The organism is Brevibacillus fortis, assembly GCF_046196545.1.
In the GTDB taxonomy this organism is placed as follows: Bacteria; Bacillota; Bacilli; order Brevibacillales; family Brevibacillaceae; genus Brevibacillus; species Brevibacillus fortis_A.
Map to the genome: position 1 here is coordinate 4525005 of NZ_CP176370.1, position 18924 is coordinate 4543928.

22 protein-coding genes and 1 pseudogene are annotated in these 18924 nt (G+C 48.0%); 12 read left to right on the plus strand and 11 right to left on the minus strand.

The genetic code is table 11. The annotated features are described in order from the left end of the window. The first annotated feature begins 43 nt into the window (after positions 1-43). From ACKKE8_RS22415 to ACKKE8_RS22425, 3 genes are read left to right on the plus strand one after another with little or no spacing between them, the layout of a single operon-like run. Positions 44-676: an N-acetyltransferase gene (locus ACKKE8_RS22415; protein ID WP_409174962.1), complete on the plus strand. Its 633-nt coding sequence runs from the start codon at positions 44-46 to the stop codon at positions 674-676. Positions 677-710: 34 nt separating this feature from the next. Further along, positions 711-1355 carry a CBS and ACT domain-containing protein gene (locus tag ACKKE8_RS22420; RefSeq protein WP_409174963.1) on the plus strand — a complete coding sequence of 215 codons (645 nt, stop codon included), beginning with the start codon at positions 711-713 and terminating at the stop codon, positions 1353-1355. After that, positions 1352-2509: an acetoin utilization protein AcuC gene (locus ACKKE8_RS22425; RefSeq protein WP_409174964.1), complete on the plus strand. Its 1158-nt coding sequence runs from the start codon at positions 1352-1354 to the stop codon at positions 2507-2509. The genes ACKKE8_RS22420 and ACKKE8_RS22425 overlap by 4 nt, the downstream gene beginning before the upstream one ends. Positions 2510-2571: 62 nt before the next feature. Here ACKKE8_RS22425 and ACKKE8_RS22430 read toward each other — a convergent pair whose 3' ends face one another. From ACKKE8_RS22430 to ACKKE8_RS22445, 4 genes are all read right to left on the minus strand, one after another. Next, positions 2572-3504, minus strand: a complete 933-nt coding sequence (locus tag ACKKE8_RS22430) for a 5'-methylthioadenosine/adenosylhomocysteine nucleosidase (protein WP_409174965.1) — start codon at positions 3502-3504, stop codon at positions 2572-2574. A 54-nt stretch (positions 3505-3558) separates the two neighbouring features. Next, positions 3559-4560 (minus strand): catabolite control protein A, encoded by a 1002-nt coding sequence (gene ccpA, locus ACKKE8_RS22435; protein ID WP_106654568.1) that lies wholly within the window; start codon positions 4558-4560, stop codon positions 3559-3561. A 116-nt stretch (positions 4561-4676) separates the two neighbouring features. After that, positions 4677-4985, minus strand: a complete 309-nt coding sequence (locus tag ACKKE8_RS22440) for a metal-sensitive transcriptional regulator (RefSeq protein ID WP_409174966.1) — start codon at positions 4983-4985, stop codon at positions 4677-4679. Between the two features lie 126 nt (positions 4986-5111). Next, entirely contained in the window at positions 5112-6209 is a 1098-nt protein-coding gene (locus tag ACKKE8_RS22445) for a bifunctional 3-deoxy-7-phosphoheptulonate synthase/chorismate mutase (RefSeq protein WP_376896315.1), read from the minus strand. A gap of 314 nt (positions 6210-6523) precedes the next feature. On the opposite strand from ACKKE8_RS22445, the gene ACKKE8_RS22450 reads away from it, so the two are divergent. Continuing rightward, positions 6524-8680 (plus strand): cell division protein FtsA, encoded by a 2157-nt coding sequence (locus tag ACKKE8_RS22450; RefSeq protein WP_409174967.1) that lies wholly within the window; start codon positions 6524-6526, stop codon positions 8678-8680. A 72-nt stretch (positions 8681-8752) separates the two neighbouring features. Here the strand turns inward: ACKKE8_RS22450 and ytxJ are convergent, their stop codons facing one another. The 3 genes from ytxJ to ACKKE8_RS22465 all read right to left on the minus strand — a co-directional run bounded on the left by ytxJ (position 8753) and on the right by ACKKE8_RS22465 (position 10095). Further along, positions 8753-9079: a bacillithiol system redox-active protein YtxJ gene (gene ytxJ, locus ACKKE8_RS22455; RefSeq protein WP_376896318.1), complete on the minus strand. Its 327-nt coding sequence runs from the start codon at positions 9077-9079 to the stop codon at positions 8753-8755. Between the two features lie 123 nt (positions 9080-9202). Then, complete coding sequence (locus ACKKE8_RS22460; protein WP_083995130.1) at positions 9203-9601, minus strand: hypothetical protein; 399 nt, start codon at positions 9599-9601, stop codon at positions 9203-9205. Positions 9602-9861: 260 nt separating this feature from the next. Beyond that, on the minus strand, positions 9862-10095 hold the full coding sequence (locus ACKKE8_RS22465; RefSeq protein ID WP_015892416.1) for a hypothetical protein: 234 nt from the start codon (positions 10093-10095) through the stop codon (positions 9862-9864). Between the two features lie 225 nt (positions 10096-10320). Between ACKKE8_RS22465 and ACKKE8_RS22470 the strand changes: the two genes are divergently transcribed. Together ACKKE8_RS22470 and ACKKE8_RS22475 are read left to right on the plus strand one after the other, a co-directional pair. Then, positions 10321-10413, plus strand: coding sequence for a YjcZ family sporulation protein (locus ACKKE8_RS22470; RefSeq protein WP_017250455.1), 93 nt, complete (start codon positions 10321-10323; stop codon positions 10411-10413). A gap of 173 nt (positions 10414-10586) precedes the next feature. Continuing rightward, on the plus strand, positions 10587-11699 hold the full coding sequence (locus ACKKE8_RS22475) for an aminopeptidase (RefSeq protein ID WP_409174968.1): 1113 nt from the start codon (positions 10587-10589) through the stop codon (positions 11697-11699). A 57-nt stretch (positions 11700-11756) separates the two neighbouring features. Here ACKKE8_RS22475 and ACKKE8_RS22480 read toward each other — a convergent pair whose 3' ends face one another. Further along, the gene (locus ACKKE8_RS22480) at positions 11757-12290 is read right to left on the minus strand and encodes a PadR family transcriptional regulator (protein ID WP_047071910.1); all 534 of its coding nucleotides are present in this window, start codon (positions 12288-12290) and stop codon (positions 11757-11759) included. A 449-nt stretch (positions 12291-12739) separates the two neighbouring features. Between ACKKE8_RS22480 and ACKKE8_RS22485 the strand changes: the two are divergent. Then, positions 12740-12943: pseudogene (locus ACKKE8_RS22485) on the plus strand (trypsin-like peptidase domain-containing protein); the annotation flags it as partial. 64 nt (positions 12944-13007) lie between these two features. On the opposite strand, the gene ACKKE8_RS22490 reads toward ACKKE8_RS22485, so the two are convergent. After that, positions 13008-14102 (minus strand): YheC/YheD family protein, encoded by a 1095-nt coding sequence (locus tag ACKKE8_RS22490; protein ID WP_409174969.1) that lies wholly within the window; start codon positions 14100-14102, stop codon positions 13008-13010. A 198-nt stretch (positions 14103-14300) separates the two neighbouring features. Here ACKKE8_RS22490 and ACKKE8_RS22495 point away from each other — a divergent pair, with 198 nt between their 5' ends. The 3 genes from ACKKE8_RS22495 (at position 14301) to ACKKE8_RS22505 (ending at position 16486) form a co-directional block, all read left to right on the plus strand. After that, entirely contained in the window at positions 14301-14621 is a 321-nt protein-coding gene (locus tag ACKKE8_RS22495; protein ID WP_017250460.1) for a helix-turn-helix domain-containing protein, read from the plus strand. Positions 14622-14733: 112 nt separating this feature from the next. After that, a complete protein-coding gene (locus tag ACKKE8_RS22500; protein ID WP_409174970.1) occupies positions 14734-16185 on the plus strand; it encodes a recombinase family protein in 1452 nt (483 codons plus the stop codon). A gap of 22 nt (positions 16186-16207) precedes the next feature. Next, entirely contained in the window at positions 16208-16486 is a 279-nt protein-coding gene (locus ACKKE8_RS22505; protein WP_173618497.1) for a S1C family serine protease, read from the plus strand. 30 nt (positions 16487-16516) lie between these two features. Here the strand turns inward: ACKKE8_RS22505 and ACKKE8_RS22510 are convergent, their stop codons facing one another. Then, complete coding sequence (locus ACKKE8_RS22510; RefSeq protein ID WP_017250462.1) at positions 16517-16663, minus strand: hypothetical protein; 147 nt, start codon at positions 16661-16663, stop codon at positions 16517-16519. 63 nt (positions 16664-16726) lie between these two features. After that, positions 16727-17008 (minus strand): DUF2325 domain-containing protein, encoded by a 282-nt coding sequence (locus ACKKE8_RS22515; RefSeq protein ID WP_016742090.1) that lies wholly within the window; start codon positions 17006-17008, stop codon positions 16727-16729. 329 nt (positions 17009-17337) lie between these two features. Here ACKKE8_RS22515 and ACKKE8_RS22520 point away from each other — a divergent pair, with 329 nt between their 5' ends. Both ACKKE8_RS22520 and ACKKE8_RS22525 read left to right on the plus strand, forming a co-directional pair. Next, positions 17338-17937, plus strand: coding sequence for an IMEF encapsulin system ferritin-like cargo protein (locus tag ACKKE8_RS22520; protein WP_409174971.1), 600 nt, complete (start codon positions 17338-17340; stop codon positions 17935-17937). A 37-nt stretch (positions 17938-17974) separates the two neighbouring features. Beyond that, positions 17975-18823: a family 1 encapsulin nanocompartment shell protein gene (locus ACKKE8_RS22525; RefSeq protein WP_007721249.1), complete on the plus strand. Its 849-nt coding sequence runs from the start codon at positions 17975-17977 to the stop codon at positions 18821-18823. The last annotated feature ends 101 nt before the right edge of the window (positions 18824-18924 follow it).

Here is an 18924-nt window from a genome sequence, read left to right on the forward strand (position 1 = left end):
TAGCGCCATCTCTGTTTTTCTACAAACGTAAGGGGGGGAACTGATGGAGCACGTCAAACGCTATCATTCATTGAGCCTAATGGTGAACAACAAGGAGCTGCTCGTCGAAGGACCGATTACAGGAAGTTATCTGTCCTCATTACGCTTTGATGAGGGGCTGAAAGCTTTTCGTATCCCTGAACAGCAGCATGAAGCTCTCATCGAAATCGCAGATTTGCCCGAAGGACGCATTATTATTGCACGCGAAGGAGACCTCGTCCTCGGCTACGTGACCTTCCTGCACCCCGATCCACTGGAGCGATGGTCACAAGCCCAACTGCCCGATCTGCTGGAGCTGGGCGCGATTGAAATCAGTCATAAAGTGAGAGCGGGTGGCGTAGGCAAAAAGCTGCTCGAAGTCGCCTTCTTGGATGATGCCATGGAAGACTACGTCATTATTACAACCGAGTATTACTGGCATTGGGATCTGAAAGGAACAGGACTCGATGTATGGCAATACAGAAAGGTCATGGAAAAGGTCATGGGCAGCGCAGGCCTGAGCTGGATGGCGACAGACGATCCAGAAATATGCTCACATCCCGCCAACTGTCTCATGGCAAAAATCGGCAAGCGTGTACCGCCAGAAACAGTCGTTGCCTTTGATGCTATGCGGTTTCAGAATCGTTTTCTTTACTAGTTCGGATGCCTTTTGATTCCAGGAGGTCACTCTTATGCGTATTGAAGAGATTATGCGGAAAAAAATTGTCACGATCCAGCCATCCACTACAATCGGAGAAGCGCTTCTTCTCCTCCGTGCAAACAGAATCAGGCATTTGCCTGTCATTGAAAGCGACTCACTCGTAGGCATTGTCTCGGATCGTGATCTGCGAGACGCTCTCCCCTCTCGCCTACTGACGCATGACGATGACGACACCGTCCTGCACAAACCTGTAGCCACTATCATGAATCAACAAGTCATTACTGCCCACCCACTGGATTTCATCGAAGACGCAGCCCTCCAATTATACGAGCACAAAATCGGCTCACTACCCATTGTCGAAGGGACTCGGCTCGTAGGATTGATCACGGAATCGGATCTTTTCTCTAGCCTGATCGAACTTTTCGGCGTTAACAAACCTAGCTCCCATATCGAAGTTGAAGTAGATGACCGCGTCGGCATGCTGGCAGAAGTCAGTCAAGTCTTTCGCGATGCACAAGTCAATGTTACGAGTGTTGTGGTCTTTCCTGGGAAACAGCCCGCAAAAAAGAACCTTGTTTTTCGGGTACAGACAATTGATCCACGTATCGTGACGCAATTGCTCCTTGAAAAAGGCTTTTCCGTAATCGGACCTACGGAAGGAGGGATACCCCAGTGAGCCGAAATGCTCGTCTGATCTACTCTCCAGACTACACGCAATATTATTTTCATGATGATCATCCATTCAACCAGCGTCGTCTGCTCCTCACACACGATCTGATGAGCAGTTACGGAATACTCAAAGACTCAGACATCCTGACTCCCCGACCGGCGACAGATGAAGAACTCGCCTTGGTGCATGACCCACGTTATATCCAATTTGTTCGCGATCAGGGCCATAGTGAACTCGAGCTTCCGCAGGCAGCCAGTTATGGCTTGGGAACAGAGGATGTTCCCTGTTTTTCGAACATGCATGAAGCTTCCTCGCTGATCGTCGGAGGTACGTTAAACGCAGTGGACGCGGTTATGAGTGGACAGGCAGAACACGCCTTCAATCCCGCCGGTGGACTGCACCATGCCTTTCGTGGACGCGCCTCTGGTTTTTGTATTTACAATGATTGCTCCGTCGCGATCGCTTATTTGCGCAAAAACTGGAATGCGCGTGTGCTGTATATCGACACAGATGCCCATCATGGAGATGGGGTACAGTGGGCGTTTTACGATGACCCTCATGTACTGACAGTATCCATTCACGAAACGGGAAAGTATCTCTTCCCGGGGACAGGCAATTTGTCTGAACGTGGAGATGGAAGCGGTTACGGTTATTCTGTCAACGTTCCGCTCGATGCCTTCACGGAAGACGATTCTTTTCTGGAAGTATATGAAGAGCTGGTGTCAAAGCTAGCGGCTGGCTTCAAGCCCGATGTCATCCTGACCCAAAACGGTTGTGACGCTCATGCGTACGATCCCCTCACCCATTTGTCTTGCTCCATGAAGATTTATCAAGCCATCCCCAGGCTTGCTCACCGCCTCGCTCATGAATATTGCAACGGTCGTTGGATCGCTGTCGGCGGCGGAGGCTACGATATTTGGAGGGTGGTGCCGCGGGCGTGGACACTGGTATGGAGTGAGATGAGCGATCAGCCTCTTACGGACGGTGATCTTCCCGAAGCCTGGCTCAAGCGCTGGCAACCTGAGACGGATTTGCCCTTGCCACCTCGGCTCTTTGACGAACCATTCCCAACAATCCCACGACGAGCAGAGATCACGGAGAAAAATCGGCTTACGTTAGAGCGTGCGATGCTGTACGCCCCTATTGGATCAGAGAAGTAAAAAAAAGCGTCCTGTCCTCGTACCTTTTGGTACTGGTCAGCACGCTTTTTCTATTCCAAACTCTATTTCACTAGCTCTTCCAGCTCAGAAGGCGCAAAGCCTTTTACCGCTTTATCGCCTACGACTGTTACAGGCACACCCATGAAGCCGAAGCGCTCCACTTCCTCTTGATAGGCACGGCTCGTCATGACATCGCGCACTTCAAAGGAGACACCTTTTGCTGTCAGCCAATTTTTAACCATGTCGCAATCCACACAGTTTTTCGTTGAGTAGACGATCACTCCCGCAGCTGATGATGCTTGAGAAGCTGTCAGCATGTTACGGACAATCGCGTAGGAGCGCTGAGAAGCCAGCTTGGTAAATTCCACGAAGTTTACATGCGCGGAGCCGTCTGCTTTATCCGACATCGAACGAACCACGACAAACGGCACACCATTCATCGCACATACTTGTCCGACAGATGCCCCTTCCATTTCGGTACAATGTGCTGCAAATTGCTCATACAACCATTGCACCTTTTCCCGACTGGCAACGAACTGGTCGCCGGACAAGATACGCCCGCTCACTACTTGAACTCCCGCTTCCAGCTCTTTGCCCGCATCGATCGCTTGCTGCATCAGCCCAGCATCCGCTTGCCAAGTCCATTTCTCTGTAAACGGAATCTGTCCTGGCTCAAAGCCAAGCGGTGTCACATCAATGTCATGTTGGATGCAATCCGTCGAAACCACAATGTCACCAATATTTAATTCAGGGTGAACAGCTCCTGCCACTCCTGTGAAAATGACACGTTCTACTTGGAATGAATCGATGAGGATTTGTGTTGTCACGGCAGCATTGACCTTGCCGACACCTGATTTGCACAGCACGACATCTTTGCCTTCCATTTTACCTGTGTAATAGGTAATGCCTGCTTTGATGGCAGTAGTCGTCTCTTCCATCGCTTCCAAGTACAGCGCGATTTCTTCATCCATCGCGCCGATAATTCCGTAACGCATTTCCCATCCCCCTCTTGCTCTTAATTGCCTACGTCCCTTTGCAATCAAGCTTGCTTACGGCTTTGTGCTCTCCCGATACTCAATTCGATGCGGCAGCAGCACGACATGCTCTTCGACATTCTCGTTATTCATGTACTTGGTCAACAGGCGCATCGCCACCGCACCAATATCATACATTGGCTGTACGACAGAAGTCAGTCGTGGACGTACCATTTCAACCAGACGAATATTATCATGACCAATGACTTCGATGTCACCTGGCACATTCAGGCCAGAATCTTGAATGGCATGGATCGCGCCAATGGCCATCTCATCATTCGCTGCGAAAATCGCCGTAGGCGGATTTTTAAGGGCAAGAAAAGCTTTTGTAGTGGACAAGCCAGATTCATAAAAGTAGTTGCCTGTCGCAATCAGCTCTTCATCCAGCTCGATACCTGCATCCTTCAGCGCCTTTTTATAGCCTTCATAGCGCATCAACCCTGCCAATGGATCGTTTGCAGGACCCGCGATCATCGCAATGCGCTTGTGCCCGCGTGCAACCAATGCTTCTGTCGCATCGTATGCGGCTTGGAAGTGGTCAATGCTAACCGACGGTAGTACGTTGTCCGCATCGCGAGTCGCCGCGAGTACGGTCGGTACAGACGTGCTTGTTAATGCCTGCAAATGATCTTCTTTGATTTCTGCGCCCAGGAACAGAAGCCCGTCCACCTGCTTTTCGAGCAAGGTATTAATAAGCTGTAATTCCTTTTCCATCCGTTGGTCAGAGTTACACAGGATGATGTTGTATTTGTACATGGTAGCGATATCTTCAATCCCTCGCGCCAATTCGGAGAAAAACAAACTGGAGATATCCGGGATGATGACACCAACTGTTGTCGTTTTTTTGCTGGCGAGTCCACGAGCAACCGCATTTGGTCGATATCCCAAGCGCTCAATCGCAGCCAATACCTTTTTTCGGGTCAAAGGCTTTACGTTGGGATTCCCGTTGACTACGCGGGAAACTGTCGCCATCGACACCCCCGCTTCTCTTGCTACGTCGTATATAGTAACCGGCATCATGCACCCTCACTTTCCCTATTTTTTGGTTTTCATAAGCGTTTTCATAAATATATGCACCTATGATACGACAAGCCGTATGCCGTTGCAATTGTTTTTGACGGCATGCGCACCCGTTACTTCATAAGTTTATTCATCGTTTTCAAAAGCTCATCAATCACTTCATGATCGCCTTGCTGAATGCGATCCATCACACAGCTTTTCATATGTCCTTCGAGGAGCATTTTCCCAACCGCATTCAGTGCGGATTGCACAGCCGCAATTTGATTGAGAATGTCGTCGCAGTAGACATCCTTTTCTACCATTCCCCGAATTCCGCGAACTTGTCCCTCTACCCGATTCAAACGGGAGACGAGATTAGACTTGATTTTATCCGGTCTTTCGGTGGACCGATCAGTCGAGCAGCATTGATGGTTGTCTTCCATATGGCCTATCCTCCTTCACCAATATCAGCACGTAATTCTAGCTTACTTGGTCGCCAATGGTTCGTCAAATGAGAAAGGTCCTCCCGCGCGCAGGAAGGACCCTCAAAACGTACCTGAAAGGTATTCTTAAGCTCTTGTTGCCACAATCTCGCCTTTGTACAAGCCAGAAGCGAGCAGTTCATCAACGAACTCGTTGAACTGTGGAATGTTTAACTGTTGCTTCGCATCAGACAATGCCACATCTGGATCTGGGTGAACCTCTACCATGATTCCATCAGAACCGACTGCGAAGCCTGCTTTCGCGCAAGGCAAGAGCAGATCACGACGACCTGTAGAGTGCGTCACGTCTACAAACACTGGCAAGTGCGTCTCTTGCTTGAGAAGTGGTACTGCAGAAATATCGAGCGTATTGCGTGTCGCTTTTTCATACGTGCGGATTCCACGCTCGCACAGCATGACTTGTGTGTTACCTTCGGACAGGATGTACTCTGCCGCGTAGATGAACTCTTCAATCGTAGCAGAGAGGCCACGCTTCAAGAGGATTGGTTTGTTCACACGACCTGCTGCCTTCAGCAGCTCGAAGTTTTGCATATTGCGAGCACCGATCTGAATAACATCGATGTATTTCGTTGCCATCTCAAGATCTGCTGGCGTCACGATTTCACTGATCGTTACGAGGTTGAATTCATCCCCGATACGCTTGAGGATTTGCAAGCCCTCTTCACCCAGACCTTGGAAGTCGTATGGCGAAGTACGAGGCTTGTACGCGCCGCCGCGCAGTGTACGCAGTCCGCGTTTTGCGTGGTTTTCTGCTACTGCTCTTACTTGCTCGTAGCTTTCCACGGAGCATGGACCTGAGATGAGAATCGGATTTTTTCCTCCGAACTCAACGCCTTTTACAGTGATAACAGTATCCTCTGCCTTTTTCTTACGGCTAACGAGGAGTACTTTTTTCTTATCGTCGTCTTGCAGATCCAAGGAAACTTGGAAAATTTGCTTGAACAAATGACGAATCGCATTATCATTGAAAGGACCTTTATTGTTTTCAACGAGCAGATTGAGCATTTGGCGCTCACGCTCTGGGTCAAAACGGTTGCTGCCCTGTTTTTCTTTTTCTTTGCCGAGCTCTTGAACCAAGGTAGCTCGTTTGTTGATCAATTCAAGAATTTGCAGGTTGATCTCGTCTATCTGCTTGCGCATGGTTTCGATTTGATCGTGTGCCATCTCTCTCCACTCTCCTCTTTTTATATAGGGATTTATCGATAAATTAGGGTAATTATAATCGATTCAAACACCCTTGTCAGCAGTTTAGCGCCAAAAAGCGCGAAAGTAAATTTTTTCTGTTTTTTTATCTTTTCCAATTATTCGTCAAAACGAAGAAGATTCCTTGATTCGACAGGATTCTTTCCCTTTTGAATCGAATAGTTTTGGATATATGTTCTAGCTAAAAGTGATTATTCCTTTCCGATACAGTCCAAAATCACCGATAAGTATTGTAAAGACTTTTTGAACAACCTCTTACAAGGAGTGACCTACTTTTGTCTGACATCACAGCCCCTGAGCTTATTTTTTCATTAGATATTGGAACGCGCAGCGTCGTCGGCCTGATCGTGGAAACGACCGGCGAGCAGTACCGCGTATTGGACTGCGCAATTCGAGAGCACGATGAACGCTCCATGCTCGATGGGCAAATTCACGATATTGTCGCCGTAGCTAAGGTGATTCAACAAATAAAAGAAGAACTCGAAGGGAAATATGGCAAACTGCATCAGGTAGCGGTCGCTGCTGCCGGTCGGTCATTGCGCACCCGCCGCGTTCGTGTGGACATGCCGTTAGCCAGACATGCCTTCATTTCGCGTGAAGATGTTGTCGCATTGGAATTTTCCGCTGTACAGGAAGCCCAAGCCGCATTAGCCCAAGAGCTAAAGGATCAAGACGTCACCCGCTATTATTGCGTGGGTTACAGCGTCGTTAATTACCATCTGGATGGAGAATTGATCGGGAGTCTGATTGACCAGCGGGGTGACATAGCAAGTGCAGATGTGATCGCAACTTTCCTTCCACGCGTGGTTGTCGACTCGCTGATCGCGGCTCTGAAACGATGCGATCTGGAAATGCAGGCATTGACGCTGGAGCCTATTGCCGCTATTAATGTCCTGATTCCTGTGACCATGCGCCGACTGAATATCGCATTGGTGGACATCGGGGCAGGTACTTCTGACGTAGCGCTGACTGAGGAAGGGGCAATTACCGCCTACGGCATGGTGCCTGTTGCAGGCGATGAAATCACGGATGCGCTCATGAACGCCTATCTCATGGATTTTCCGATGGCAGAAGAAGTGAAGCGTCTCTTATCCACCGAGGAGTCCGTCACCTTCACCGACATTCTTGGCATGGAGCATACGACGAGCGCTGCCGAGGTAACGAGTGCGATTGAAGCAGACATCCAGCAACTCGCCGATAAAATTGCCTTCAAAATATTGGAACTCAACGGAAAAGCTCCGCAAGCGGTCATGCTGATCGGCGGCGGCAGCCTCACCCCAGGACTTACGGGAAAAGTCGCTCAGGTCTTGAATATTCCTGCCGCCCGCGTTGCTGTCAGAGGCGGGGATGCGATCAAACAGTACGTGGGAGACAATCCTGCGCTCAGTGGACCTGAGTTCGTAACGCCAGTCGGTATTGCTGTTGCTGCGCGCCGTCATCCGTTGCGCTATGTAACCGTTACGGTCAATGACGCTCCTGTGCGCATTTTCGATTTGCGAAAAATGACGTTGGGTGATGCGCTCATTGCATCTGGATTGGATATCCGCCGTCTGTATGGTCGCCCCGGGTTGGCGATGACAGTTACCGTAAACGGACGGATGAAAATGATTCCGGGTGGTCATGGTACGGCGCCGGTGATTGAGCGCAACGGGGAGGGCGTCAGTCTCGACACGCCAATCAATGACGGGGACCAAATCACCGTAGTGGCAGGTACAAATGGCGATGATGCACGTGTGTTTGCCAAAGATTTATTCGATGAGCTGAACACGCTTGAAGTGATCTGCAATGATCGTCCCTACTCACTCGGTCCAATCGTACATGTTAACGGAGCGGTTGCTACTCTTGATACATTGATCTCTGATCGTGCCGAGGTGGCCATCCTCCTTCCCCGCACTGTCTATGAAGTACTGGAGCTCGCAGAACTGAAAACGTCAGCGGAATCAGGCTTGCGTTTTTCTGTGAATGGACAAGATTATTCGATTCCGTCCCGTATTGAGGTGATCGAGCTGAATGGAAGACCAGCAGCCTTGACAGATATCGTCCGGCAAGGTGATGTCCTCGTATATCGGCTGGATGAAGTCCCGGCCCCTTCCATACAAGATGTCATCCCCTTGGAAGAATGGGTACAGGAGACAATGATCGTACACTTCAATGGTGAACGGGTCTTATTGCCTGTCGCACAGGTAACGATTACCTTAGACGGAAAAGCAGCGAATGCCTCTGATCCCGTGAGCGAAGGTGCCGACATCACGGTAAAATCCTCACCTGCGTCTACACCTGTGTTTAGCGACGTCTTCCGTTTTGTCGAGGTTTCCTTGGAAAAGCCTGACCGTGAGAGTATCTCCGGATTCGTCATGCTCGTCAACGGCGAACAAGCCAGCTTCCAGACAGAATTGAAAAGTGGAGACAAGTTGGAGCTATTCTGGGAATAGTCTCTCCCGCGCTCTTTTTCTCCATGCAAAAAGCCGGATTCCCCTCACTTAAAGGGTGTTCCGGCTTTTTGATTACGCGTTGAGCGCCTGGCCAATCGCGTCCTTTGTAATTTTCCAGTGAGACGTGTGCCATTTTACTTCGCCGTCTTCCAGCAAAAAGATTTGCGGGGATTCGTGCTTGATAGAAAAACGATCCGCTACGGCGTTGGAGACAGGGCGATCCTCTCGTACCAGAATGACCGCAGATTCCACTTGATTGTCCAGCAAATACGCCTGAAACTCTTCATAAGCGGACGTACTGATTGGGCAGATCGTACTATGCTTAAACAAAAGCTTTTTCCCATTTTTCGCTACGAACTCATCCAGTTCTTCTATGGAGTGAAGCTGTTTTTGTGACATGATTCATCTCTCCTTATCTTATGTGCCTATCAGTATACATAAGTCCAAGCAGCAAAGTCTACATTTGCGGTGCAGTGGAGAAATGAAAAAAGAGATACCTTTCTTCTAGGCATCTCTTTTTCCTTACACCATAATTTTCGTGAGACGTTCGCGTAGCTCCAGCATCCATTTTTCATCGCCAAGGGACTGCGCCAACAAAAACAGATCCAATAGCTCGTTGACTTTTTCACCAAGTAATTCTCTTACGGTCGAATTCACCTTCTCATTAGCAATCAATACCAATAAGTTGGATAACTCTGACATTTCTTCGAATTCGATTGCCTGGCGCTGCGGATGTTGGCCCAGTTCCTCCATGAGTGACTTCAAATCATCCTTAATCACATCTACCACTTGGGAATGGTCACAGTCTTCGTCCACGCAGACGTGTACAGGTACATTCATGATTTTAACCCGTTTCCGATACACGACGTTGCGCAGCTCGATGTCCATTTCGTTCCCACAGCGGCTGCATCTCTTTTGCACGGTGTTCACCCCTACCTATCTACTTATGTATGTCTCTCATACTATTCGAGGGTCCTCCTTTCAATCCTGCTAAAGAGCAGGTGGTACTTGGTGGATATAGAGTCAGATATAGACTAGAGTCAACATAGTGGAGGAGAAGAAAAAGCACAGTTCTCTTCGACTCTGACACGCCAGCAGGGGGGATTGACTGTCCGTCTCCATACTAAAAAAGACGATGCCAACAAGTAGCATCGTCTTTCCTTTGCGATCAAACTTCAATCTTACGCGTAGATAGCGTTTACTTTTTCACAATGTGGACAAACAGCGACTTTCCCCGCTTTTCCGTCTTCATCTTCTACACGGTAGCCAGTAATTTGCTCGGAAAAACAAAACAGACATTCTGTATTGAAGTCCATATCGTACTGCGCTTTCCACACAATGGATTTAAAGTCTTCTCCAACATTAATCGTAATTTGGACCAGATCATGCTGTAGACTTGATAATGATCTTTGCATCTCGTAAACATCCTTTCATACTTGCAAAGTCTTTTGGTATCCTCTAGCTTTTCCTGCTTTTCAGAATAATAAACATCGAGAATGGCAAGAGGTTGAAAAAGAGAGATTACCAAAACAATTTTCTCAAAAATGGGCGTATGCCCGGTTCGGTCCTATACGATCACCCATATGTTGTAGATGTAAGCACAAGAGGCTTAACACACATATGAGGAGGATGTTTATTCGATGAGCGGCATCTTTAATGGAGAATTCGACGGCTTCACTCTGGTTTTGATTCTTTTCATCCTGCTGGTTATTATCGGGTGCAGCTGCGACTAATCTTTCTTCCCCAAAGATATAGCCATATTCAGCAGGTCGTTGCATATACATGAAGTACCGAATCCTTCAAGCGCGTTTCCTCCGCAAGCTACCCTCGCCAGTGGGTAGCTTTTTTCTGTTTGAGTTGTGTACAATGGATAAGAATGATATGGAAAGCGAGGGATTCCCTTCCTATGAAAGATTCACGAATTGAAAAACTGGCTGACGTCCTCGTCAATTATTCGGTGACTGTCAAGCCTGGTGAAAACGTTTTAATTTACTCCATTGGCAACGTTACCGATTTGACGAAAGCCGTAATAGCCAAGGTATACGAAGCTGGGGGAAATCCGTTTGTCCAACTGATCGACCAATCCGTTCAGCGCGAACTCTTGATGGGTGCCACCGAAACACAATTGGGTATCATGCGTGAAGCAGATGTGGCTTTCATGAAGCAAATGGATTGCTATATTGGCATCCGCGGCGGCGACAACATCAGTGAGCTCTCTGATGTGCCTGGAGACAAAATGCAGCTGCACTCCAAGCTATTAGCGCGTCCTGTACTGGATATTCGCGTACCGCATACCAAATGGGTCGTGCTTCGCTATCCAAATGCATCTATGGCTCAGTTGGCTAATATGAGCACCGCCGCTTTCGAAGATTTTTATTTCAAAGTGTGCACGCTTGATTACGGCAAAATGGATAAAGCAATGGACAGCCTGGTCGAGCTGATGGAGAAAACCGACAAGGTACGTATCGTAGGGCCAGGCACCGATCTGACCTTCTCCATCAAAGATATTCCGGCAATCAAATGTGCAGGTGAAGCCAACATCCCTGATGGAGAAGTATTCACTGCTCCTGTCCGTGATTCCGTCAACGGTACGATCGCGTACAACACACCATCTCCTTACCAAGGCTTTACATACGATAATATCAAGCTGACTTTCAAGGATGGCAAAATCGTCGAAGCAACTGCAAACGATACAGAGAAGATCAATGAAATCTTTGATACGGATGAAGGTGCCAGATTCGTTGGGGAATTTGCGATTGGTGTAAATCCGTACATCCAAAACCCGATGAAAGACATCCTCTTCGACGAAAAAATCGATGGAAGCTTCCACTTTACACCAGGACAGGCATACGATGAAGCGTTTAACGGTAACAAATCCTCCGTGCACTGGGACTTGGTTATGATTCAACGTCCTGAGTGGGGCGGTGGAGAAATTTGGTTTGACGATCGCCTGATCCGCAAAGACGGACGTTTCGTTGTACCTGAGCTCGAATGCCTCAATCCAGAAAACCTTAAATAAATGAAAATAAGCGAAGGGCTCCATGTTCACAAGACATGAGCCCTTCGCTTTATGTGACTAAACAGAATATGCTGGTTGTTTCAACAAGGAAGTCATTTTTTGTTCCATAAAGGAAATGGTTGACTCCAGATGATGAATGGTATATTCCCAGCAAAAACGTTGATATTCGTCAAAATTTACTTCCAGCTTTTTATAAGAGGCCTTACTTTGTTGAAGCAATTGACGTTGCGTATCCAAGCAGCCCTCTAGCAAATCCTTTTGTTCGTCGATCGTGCGGCTCTTGCCGAAGAAAATCTTAACCAGCATGTCCGAACGCAATACTGGCGGCAAGATAGGCGTCTGGATTTCTTGACGGAAAGATTGTTTTCCGGCTTCTGTAATACGGTACAAAATCTTGTTCGGCTTGCCAGACTGAATGATTTCTTGCTTCGTCACGAAGCCTTCTTCCTCCAGTTTGCGCAATGCTGGATAAATAGCACCAAAGCTAGCGTCATAAAAGAATCCAATACTGTTTGTAAACGCTTGCTTTATATCGTAGCCACTCATTTCCCCATAGCTCAAGAAACCCAGTATGATCGTTTTAACATCCATCTCTTCGCATCCTCCGTTACCGTTCTTTTTCTCTCTCTAGCGGCTAGGACTTAGCCTTTATGTTCAAAATATTCTTTAACTACATGTTATTATAAATGGATTTAAATAATTATACCAATGCTATTTCTTTATTATATCAATCAAAATTAATGATATATCCTTCACGTGACTAGAAATTGGGCGTCCCTTCCCTCTCCACTCCCCATAGGATGATACATACCTATCTGCTGTAGGGGGAGAGATCGGTGAAAAGTAAAAAATGGTCCCAATATACGCGGGTAAAGTACCCTGTGAGCAGCAGCAGTCTGCACCCATTCAATTTCTTCGTTCCCATTGTCGAGCGAGTACAAGAGGGAGTAGTCTCCATCGTTACTGAGGATGCTCCCCATTCCAAAGACGTGGATTCGTTAATTCGCAGCCTCATTGATCAAGAGGATAATTCTCCACCCATGGAACGAAGCTTTGGCTCCGGATTTCTTTTTCATCCGAAAGGGTATATATTGACGAGCGAGCATGTCATCGGCAAATCCAAAAACATTTTCGTGAAGCTATATAACGGTAGAGTGTTTGAAGCCAAGCGCATTATAGCCGATCGAGTCCGGGATTACGCCGTCATCAAAATTGATGCAGACTGCAAGCTATACCCGCTGCCACTAGGCAACTCCTCTCATACAAAAGTAGGAGAATGGGTCATCAGCGTCGGTTCTCCACCTGTGTTCAAAGAGACAAAAAACGAGCCTTGTTCCGGGCCAAATACAGCGCAAATTGAACGGGACGAGCGATCGCCTTTTTGTATAGCGGCATGTTACCCATCTGGCGAAAAACCTCTCTCCCCGGCTTGGGGTTCACTTCGATTAACCAAGCCCGTCCGTTCACATCCACCCCAATGTCCAGTCCGAATTCCATCATGCGACCGAAATAATCCTCGAGCGTGTTTGCTACATCAAAAGCAAGCTGATAACATTCCTGTTTAATCAGCTCTCCCCTCTCTTCTCCAAATCGCCTGGACATAAACCATTCAAAGGGAATCGCTTTGCCTCCCCCATGCAAATTGGATGTAGCACTGCCGTTCTCCCCCATACGTACTGCGCAGCCTGTCACCACCCACTCCCCACGCTCGTCCTTTTGAATCAATAACCGTACATCGGCGACATGCTTGCGTAGCAGTCCCAGGTCCAAACCTTGCTGCACCAGGAAATTGCCATCGCGAATACGCTGTTGCTCCACCCACGTTTTGACCCATTTTTCCACGCCTTCCACCGTATCAATCCGAGCTACATGATGGTTATGCTTTTTGTCACGTCCGGAGAGGCTGTAGTCCTTGCCGCTGCTCTTCACTCTGAGGATGCTTCTTCCCCCTGTGCCATTGCCTGGCTTGACATAGACAAGCCCATGGCGTGCGAGCATGTTTCGGACCAAGCCTTTTTCGTAAATATGCGTCTCCGGAATCCAGCGTTTGACGCGTTCATCGGAAGCGAGCAGATTCGTCACTCTCCATTTCTTACTGAACGGACTGTTTGCAAAGAAAAACAGATCGCTATTCCTTAGCCGGATATACTCCTTTACCCTGCGGCGGTACCGATCGATTACAACTTCTGGCCAAGGGAACGATTTACTTATCCAGCCCCCGTTCGGTTTTGGGATGAAGCCCTTGATCTTTCTTGCGGGAACATTGACGTCCTGATGCGAAAACAGGTAGATTTCTGCGCCTAGCTTTTGCCCTGTTTGAACCAGCCTTCGCAAATAATCTGGCTCCTCAAAGCGTATACCTTCCCGCCAGGTTAAAATGCCGATTACCCGTTTCGAAAGCATCGTAACACCCTCTTTGCTTCTTATTTCGCGATTAGTGTATGTGTGGACACCTTATAGGGAAACATTTGTCCATAAAAACAGGCTTGACTACTCACCATTCACAAAGTGTCATTCCAACTTTTCGTTACTTACTTTTTTCAAGCTAATCTGTTAGAATAAAGGGCAACAATAATGCTGCAAGATAGAGGTGACGCCGATATGAGTCAAGATTTTTCTGGCGAACACATGTGTCCAAAATATGAATGTGCAATAAACGTCCTCGGAAAGCGTTGGACCGGCCTGATTATTCATGTGTTGCTACGCGGAACTGTACGATTCAAAGATATCCGCGAAATGGTTCCGCATATGAGTGATAAAATGCTCTCTGAAAGGTTGAAGGAGCTGGAGGAGCTGGAGATTTTGGAGCGCAAAGTGTACCCAGAGATTCCGGTTCGCATTGAGTACGAATTGACCGAAAAAGGAAAAGATCTACGTCCAGTCATTGATTCCATTCATGAATGGGGCCAAAAATGGATGTAGCCTAACCCCACTTGTCCAAGACGGATAAGCGGGGTTTTTTATTTTCGGTCAGGCATAAGCTCCTCCCTTTTGCTGTACACTCTAGCAACCCAAGGTGAAGGGAGGACGGGCGATGCGAACGGCCGTCTACATTCGTGTCAGTACGGAGGATCAGGCACGTGAAGGATTTTCGATTCCCGCTCAAAGGGAAAAGCTGCTCTCGTACGTTCACTCCCAAGGTTGGGAAGTCCATGCAGTCTACGCAGATGAAGGCGTAAGTGCCAAAGATACGAATCGCCCCGCACTCGGTCAGCTCCTTCAGGATATCCGAACGGGTCAAATCGATGTCGTCCTCGTCTATCGACTTGATCGGCTCACTCGCTCTGTCCTTGATCTGTATCAGCTCCTGCAGGAGTTCGATCGACATGCGGTACACTTTAAAAGCTGCACTGAGGTATACGATACGACTACGGCAATCGGGCGACTGTTTATTACCTTAGTGGCTGCCCTCGCACAGTGGGAGCGCGAAAACTTGGCAGAACGGGTCAAGCTGGGAATGAGCCAGATGGCAAGAGAACGAAAACGACCAGGAGGACCTGCACCGTATGGATACAATCTGGTGCGAGGAACGCTGGTCGTGAATCAAAGCGAAGCAGCTGGCGTACGCAGCATGTTCGAGCGCTATGATCGAGGTGAATCTCCGCGCCAAATCGCTGAATGGGCGAATCATTCCGGTTTGCGCGGGAAAAATGGAGCTTCATGGAGTGCAAGTGCCGTGCTTCGCTTGTTAAAAAATCCGGTCTATCAAGGTGCGTTGCGTTGGAATTACACCGACGCCGATCAACAACGCAATGACCCGGAGGAATGGATTATCGAAGAGGCGACTCACCCAGCCATCATCGATCATCCATGTTTCTCGCGGGTGCAGGAGCGGATGAGTGCTCGCGGAACAAGCCATCCCCGCGTTCTCAGCTCCCACTATCTCTTTTCTGGATTGCTGTACTGCGCGCGTTGCGGCTCCTCTATGCGCGGGAAAACGACCACCATCACGGGAAAAGGGGAAAAACGTTACACGCACCGCTACTATTTATGTAAAAACAAGCTGGCTGGTACGTGTGATGCTCCTGCCATACGTGAGGATCGCTTGGAAAAAACCATTGTGCACGAGCTGATGCAACATTCGCCAGAGTCAATCGCTGCGTTAAAGGAAGTGTATCAAACTGTGTTACAGCCGAATTCCCGCGCTCCCGCGAAAGAAACCGAGCAACAGCTGCAAATTCGAAGGCAGCGCTGGGAACAAGCTTATGAAGAGGGATTTCTTACTCTCCCGGCCTTACGAGAGAAAATCAGTGCGTTGGAGCTGGCTGCAAAAGAACAGGAACGGACTTACACTGCTTTTTCAAAAGAACAACCGCTTGATCTAGATACGCTTTCCAATTGGAAACTGATTTGGACGCATGCAAATGAAAAAGAACGGCGATTGCTCGTGCGCACACTCATCCAGCGTATTAACGCAGAAGCAACAGACGCTGCCTCTGGTCAGAAAAATCGAGAGGTCTGCCTGCATCTATTGTCTTTCCATTAAAATTGCCTCTGATTTTGCCAGTATGGCGACAGTTGGTTCCCCACTTGGTTTGGAAAATTCTGTGACAGCGGGAATCATCAGTGCCAAAAACCGCCGCTTACAGGTTGCGAAGCGAATGTACGAAGAAATTTTTCAGACGGATGCTGCCATTAACCCAGGAAATAGCGGAGGTCCACTCATTAATTTGAATGGGGAAGTCGTTGGTCTCAATGCATTCATCATTCAATCCAGCCAATGCTTGGGCTTCGCCATCGGAATTGACGCCCTCAAAATGCAACTGGAGCAATACGTATTCAAGTGAGAAGCAAACAATTTAACAAAAAAACCCCGTCTAGGAGGACGGGGATTGCTTCTCTAATGCAATCAGATATACATTTGGACCTTCTGTGTTGATTTGTTCTTCTGCCTGTTTTAATTGTTGCAGCTGAGCGGCCGTAAGCTGTGCGATAGGCAGTTCACTCAAACGATTCTGTTCCATGCGTCATTCCTCCGTTGGTGTCAGACTCACGAACGTAGTCTGCCCGATCTGGAGAGTATGTATTTACGCAGTGAGATCAAAAGCTTTGGCAATCGCAGAACACGAACGCTTGCAGAAAACGATGGGTAGCTCGCGATCTTTGGCTTGGTTTTTCACAGTTTTGGCCAAGTTGTGATTGACGAAATCAGTCAACACCAGAATCATGTGGATACCAGCTGGAATTTTCACCCCAGTTTGCGAGCTTTTCCGTCCTGTTACGTGGTGGATATCCTTGAAGCCTTGACCTTGCAGTAATTCGATAATATTGCCCAGGCGATCTCCGCCAATTACTAAAATGGATGACATAACTTGTTACCTCCTTAAATTTAGGTGATTGTAGGATTTATGTTTTCTTCTCAGTTTGCTAATTGATAATGAATATCACTCTTATTGATAAATATTATCATTCCCAACTGTCTTTGACAATACTCTCCATGATAACTTTTTTGTCAAAAAACAAAACTAGAAATGAAGCCAATAGGCAAAGCCACGGCGCTCTAGAGCTCCCGCCCTCTTTTCCAAATTACACCGCATTATATTCTTCGTAATCATAGGAAAATGTACATAGGTGTTGCCCGGGTGTTTTTTCCAACGGTATAATGTAAAAATAGATTGTAATGAGGAGGTGGCGTAGGGTGCAAGAAATTACACAGCTGCACGCCATTTTTGATCGCACCAAAGGTTATATCAACAGCTTCATGGGCGTTATCCAGCCGATTATCGACGCGGCAACGGACGAGCATACTCGTCTTTACTACCATCATATTTTGGAAGAAGAAGAACAGCGCATGGGTCGCTTGCAGGAATTGGTTCCCTACCTGGAGAAGCTATCCTCAGGAAAAAGCCTGGATCAGCTAAGTGATCGCGACCTCTCGCAAATGCTGTCCGATGTAAATCTGGAACGTTTTGGACTGCACAATTTCCGCGAGCATCTGGAGCTCTCTCTGTATGAATTCAAGGATGACGAAACACGTCAGCTCCTGGATGGCATGCGTGAAAAGACGCATACAGACTATTTGACAGTCAAAGAGATCATGGCGAACATGAGCCAACGATTCTCTGATGCGGCTCATCCTGATCTCACTGATCACGATGAGGGGCACGACGTTCACCAGGTCGATCATTTGAAAGCTTCAGCTTCCGCTCCTCACGGTGTTGCTTCCGTGATCAAGCATTCCACCCCTGCGGTTTCCGGCAAAAAAGGACTGACAGTTGGCAGCTTGAAAGGAATGTAAAGAATCGGAAATCCTGAAATAACATGGAGGTTACACTATGGACAAGCTTCGTAAATACCCAGACTCTCCCTTGACGACTGAAGAGTGGAACCAGTTGGATGCAACTGTCGTTGACATGGCTCGCCGCCAGCTGGTAGGACGTCGTTTTATCGATATTTATGGACCATTGGGTGAAGGCATCCAAACCATTACCAACGATGTATATGAGGAATCCCGTTTTGGCGGTCTCTCCCTGCGCGGAGAATCATTGGAAATGACACAGCCTAGCCGCCGTGTTAGCATGACGATTCCGATCCTGTACAAGGATTTCATGCTCTACTGGCGCGATGTTGCCCAAGCACGCACACTGGGCATGCCTTTGGACATGAGCGCGGCTGCCAATGCAGCTGCTGGTGGTGCACTGATGGAAGACGATCTGATCTTCAACGGTGCTGCGGAATTTGACCTCCCTGGTCTGATGAACGTAAAAGGCCGCCTCACTCATCTGAAGAGCGACTGGATGGAATCTGGCAATGCGTTTGCCGATATCGTGGAAGCACGCAACAAGCTGTTGAAAATGGGCCACAGCGGTCCGTATGCACTGGTTGTTTCTCCTGAACTCTACTCTCTCTTGCATCGCGTGCACAAAGGCACCAACGTGCTTGAGATCGAGCATGTTCGCAATCTCGTTACAGATGGTGTCTTCCAATCTCCTACCATTAAAGGCCGTTCCGGCGTATTGGTAGCGACTGGCCGCCACAATCTCGACCTGGCGATTGCGGAAGACTTCGACTCCGCATTCCTCGGAGACGAGCAAATGAACAGTCTGTTCCGTGTATATGAGTGCGTTGTATTGCGGATCAAGCGTCCAAGTGCAATTTGCACCTTGGAAGAAACAGAAGAATAGGAAGCCCTTTGGCACACCCATTGACGATTCTCGTTGTGGGTGTGTTTTTTCATTCTTGTAATATGTAACAAATCACTTATAATAAGAACGTGCGTTCCGAA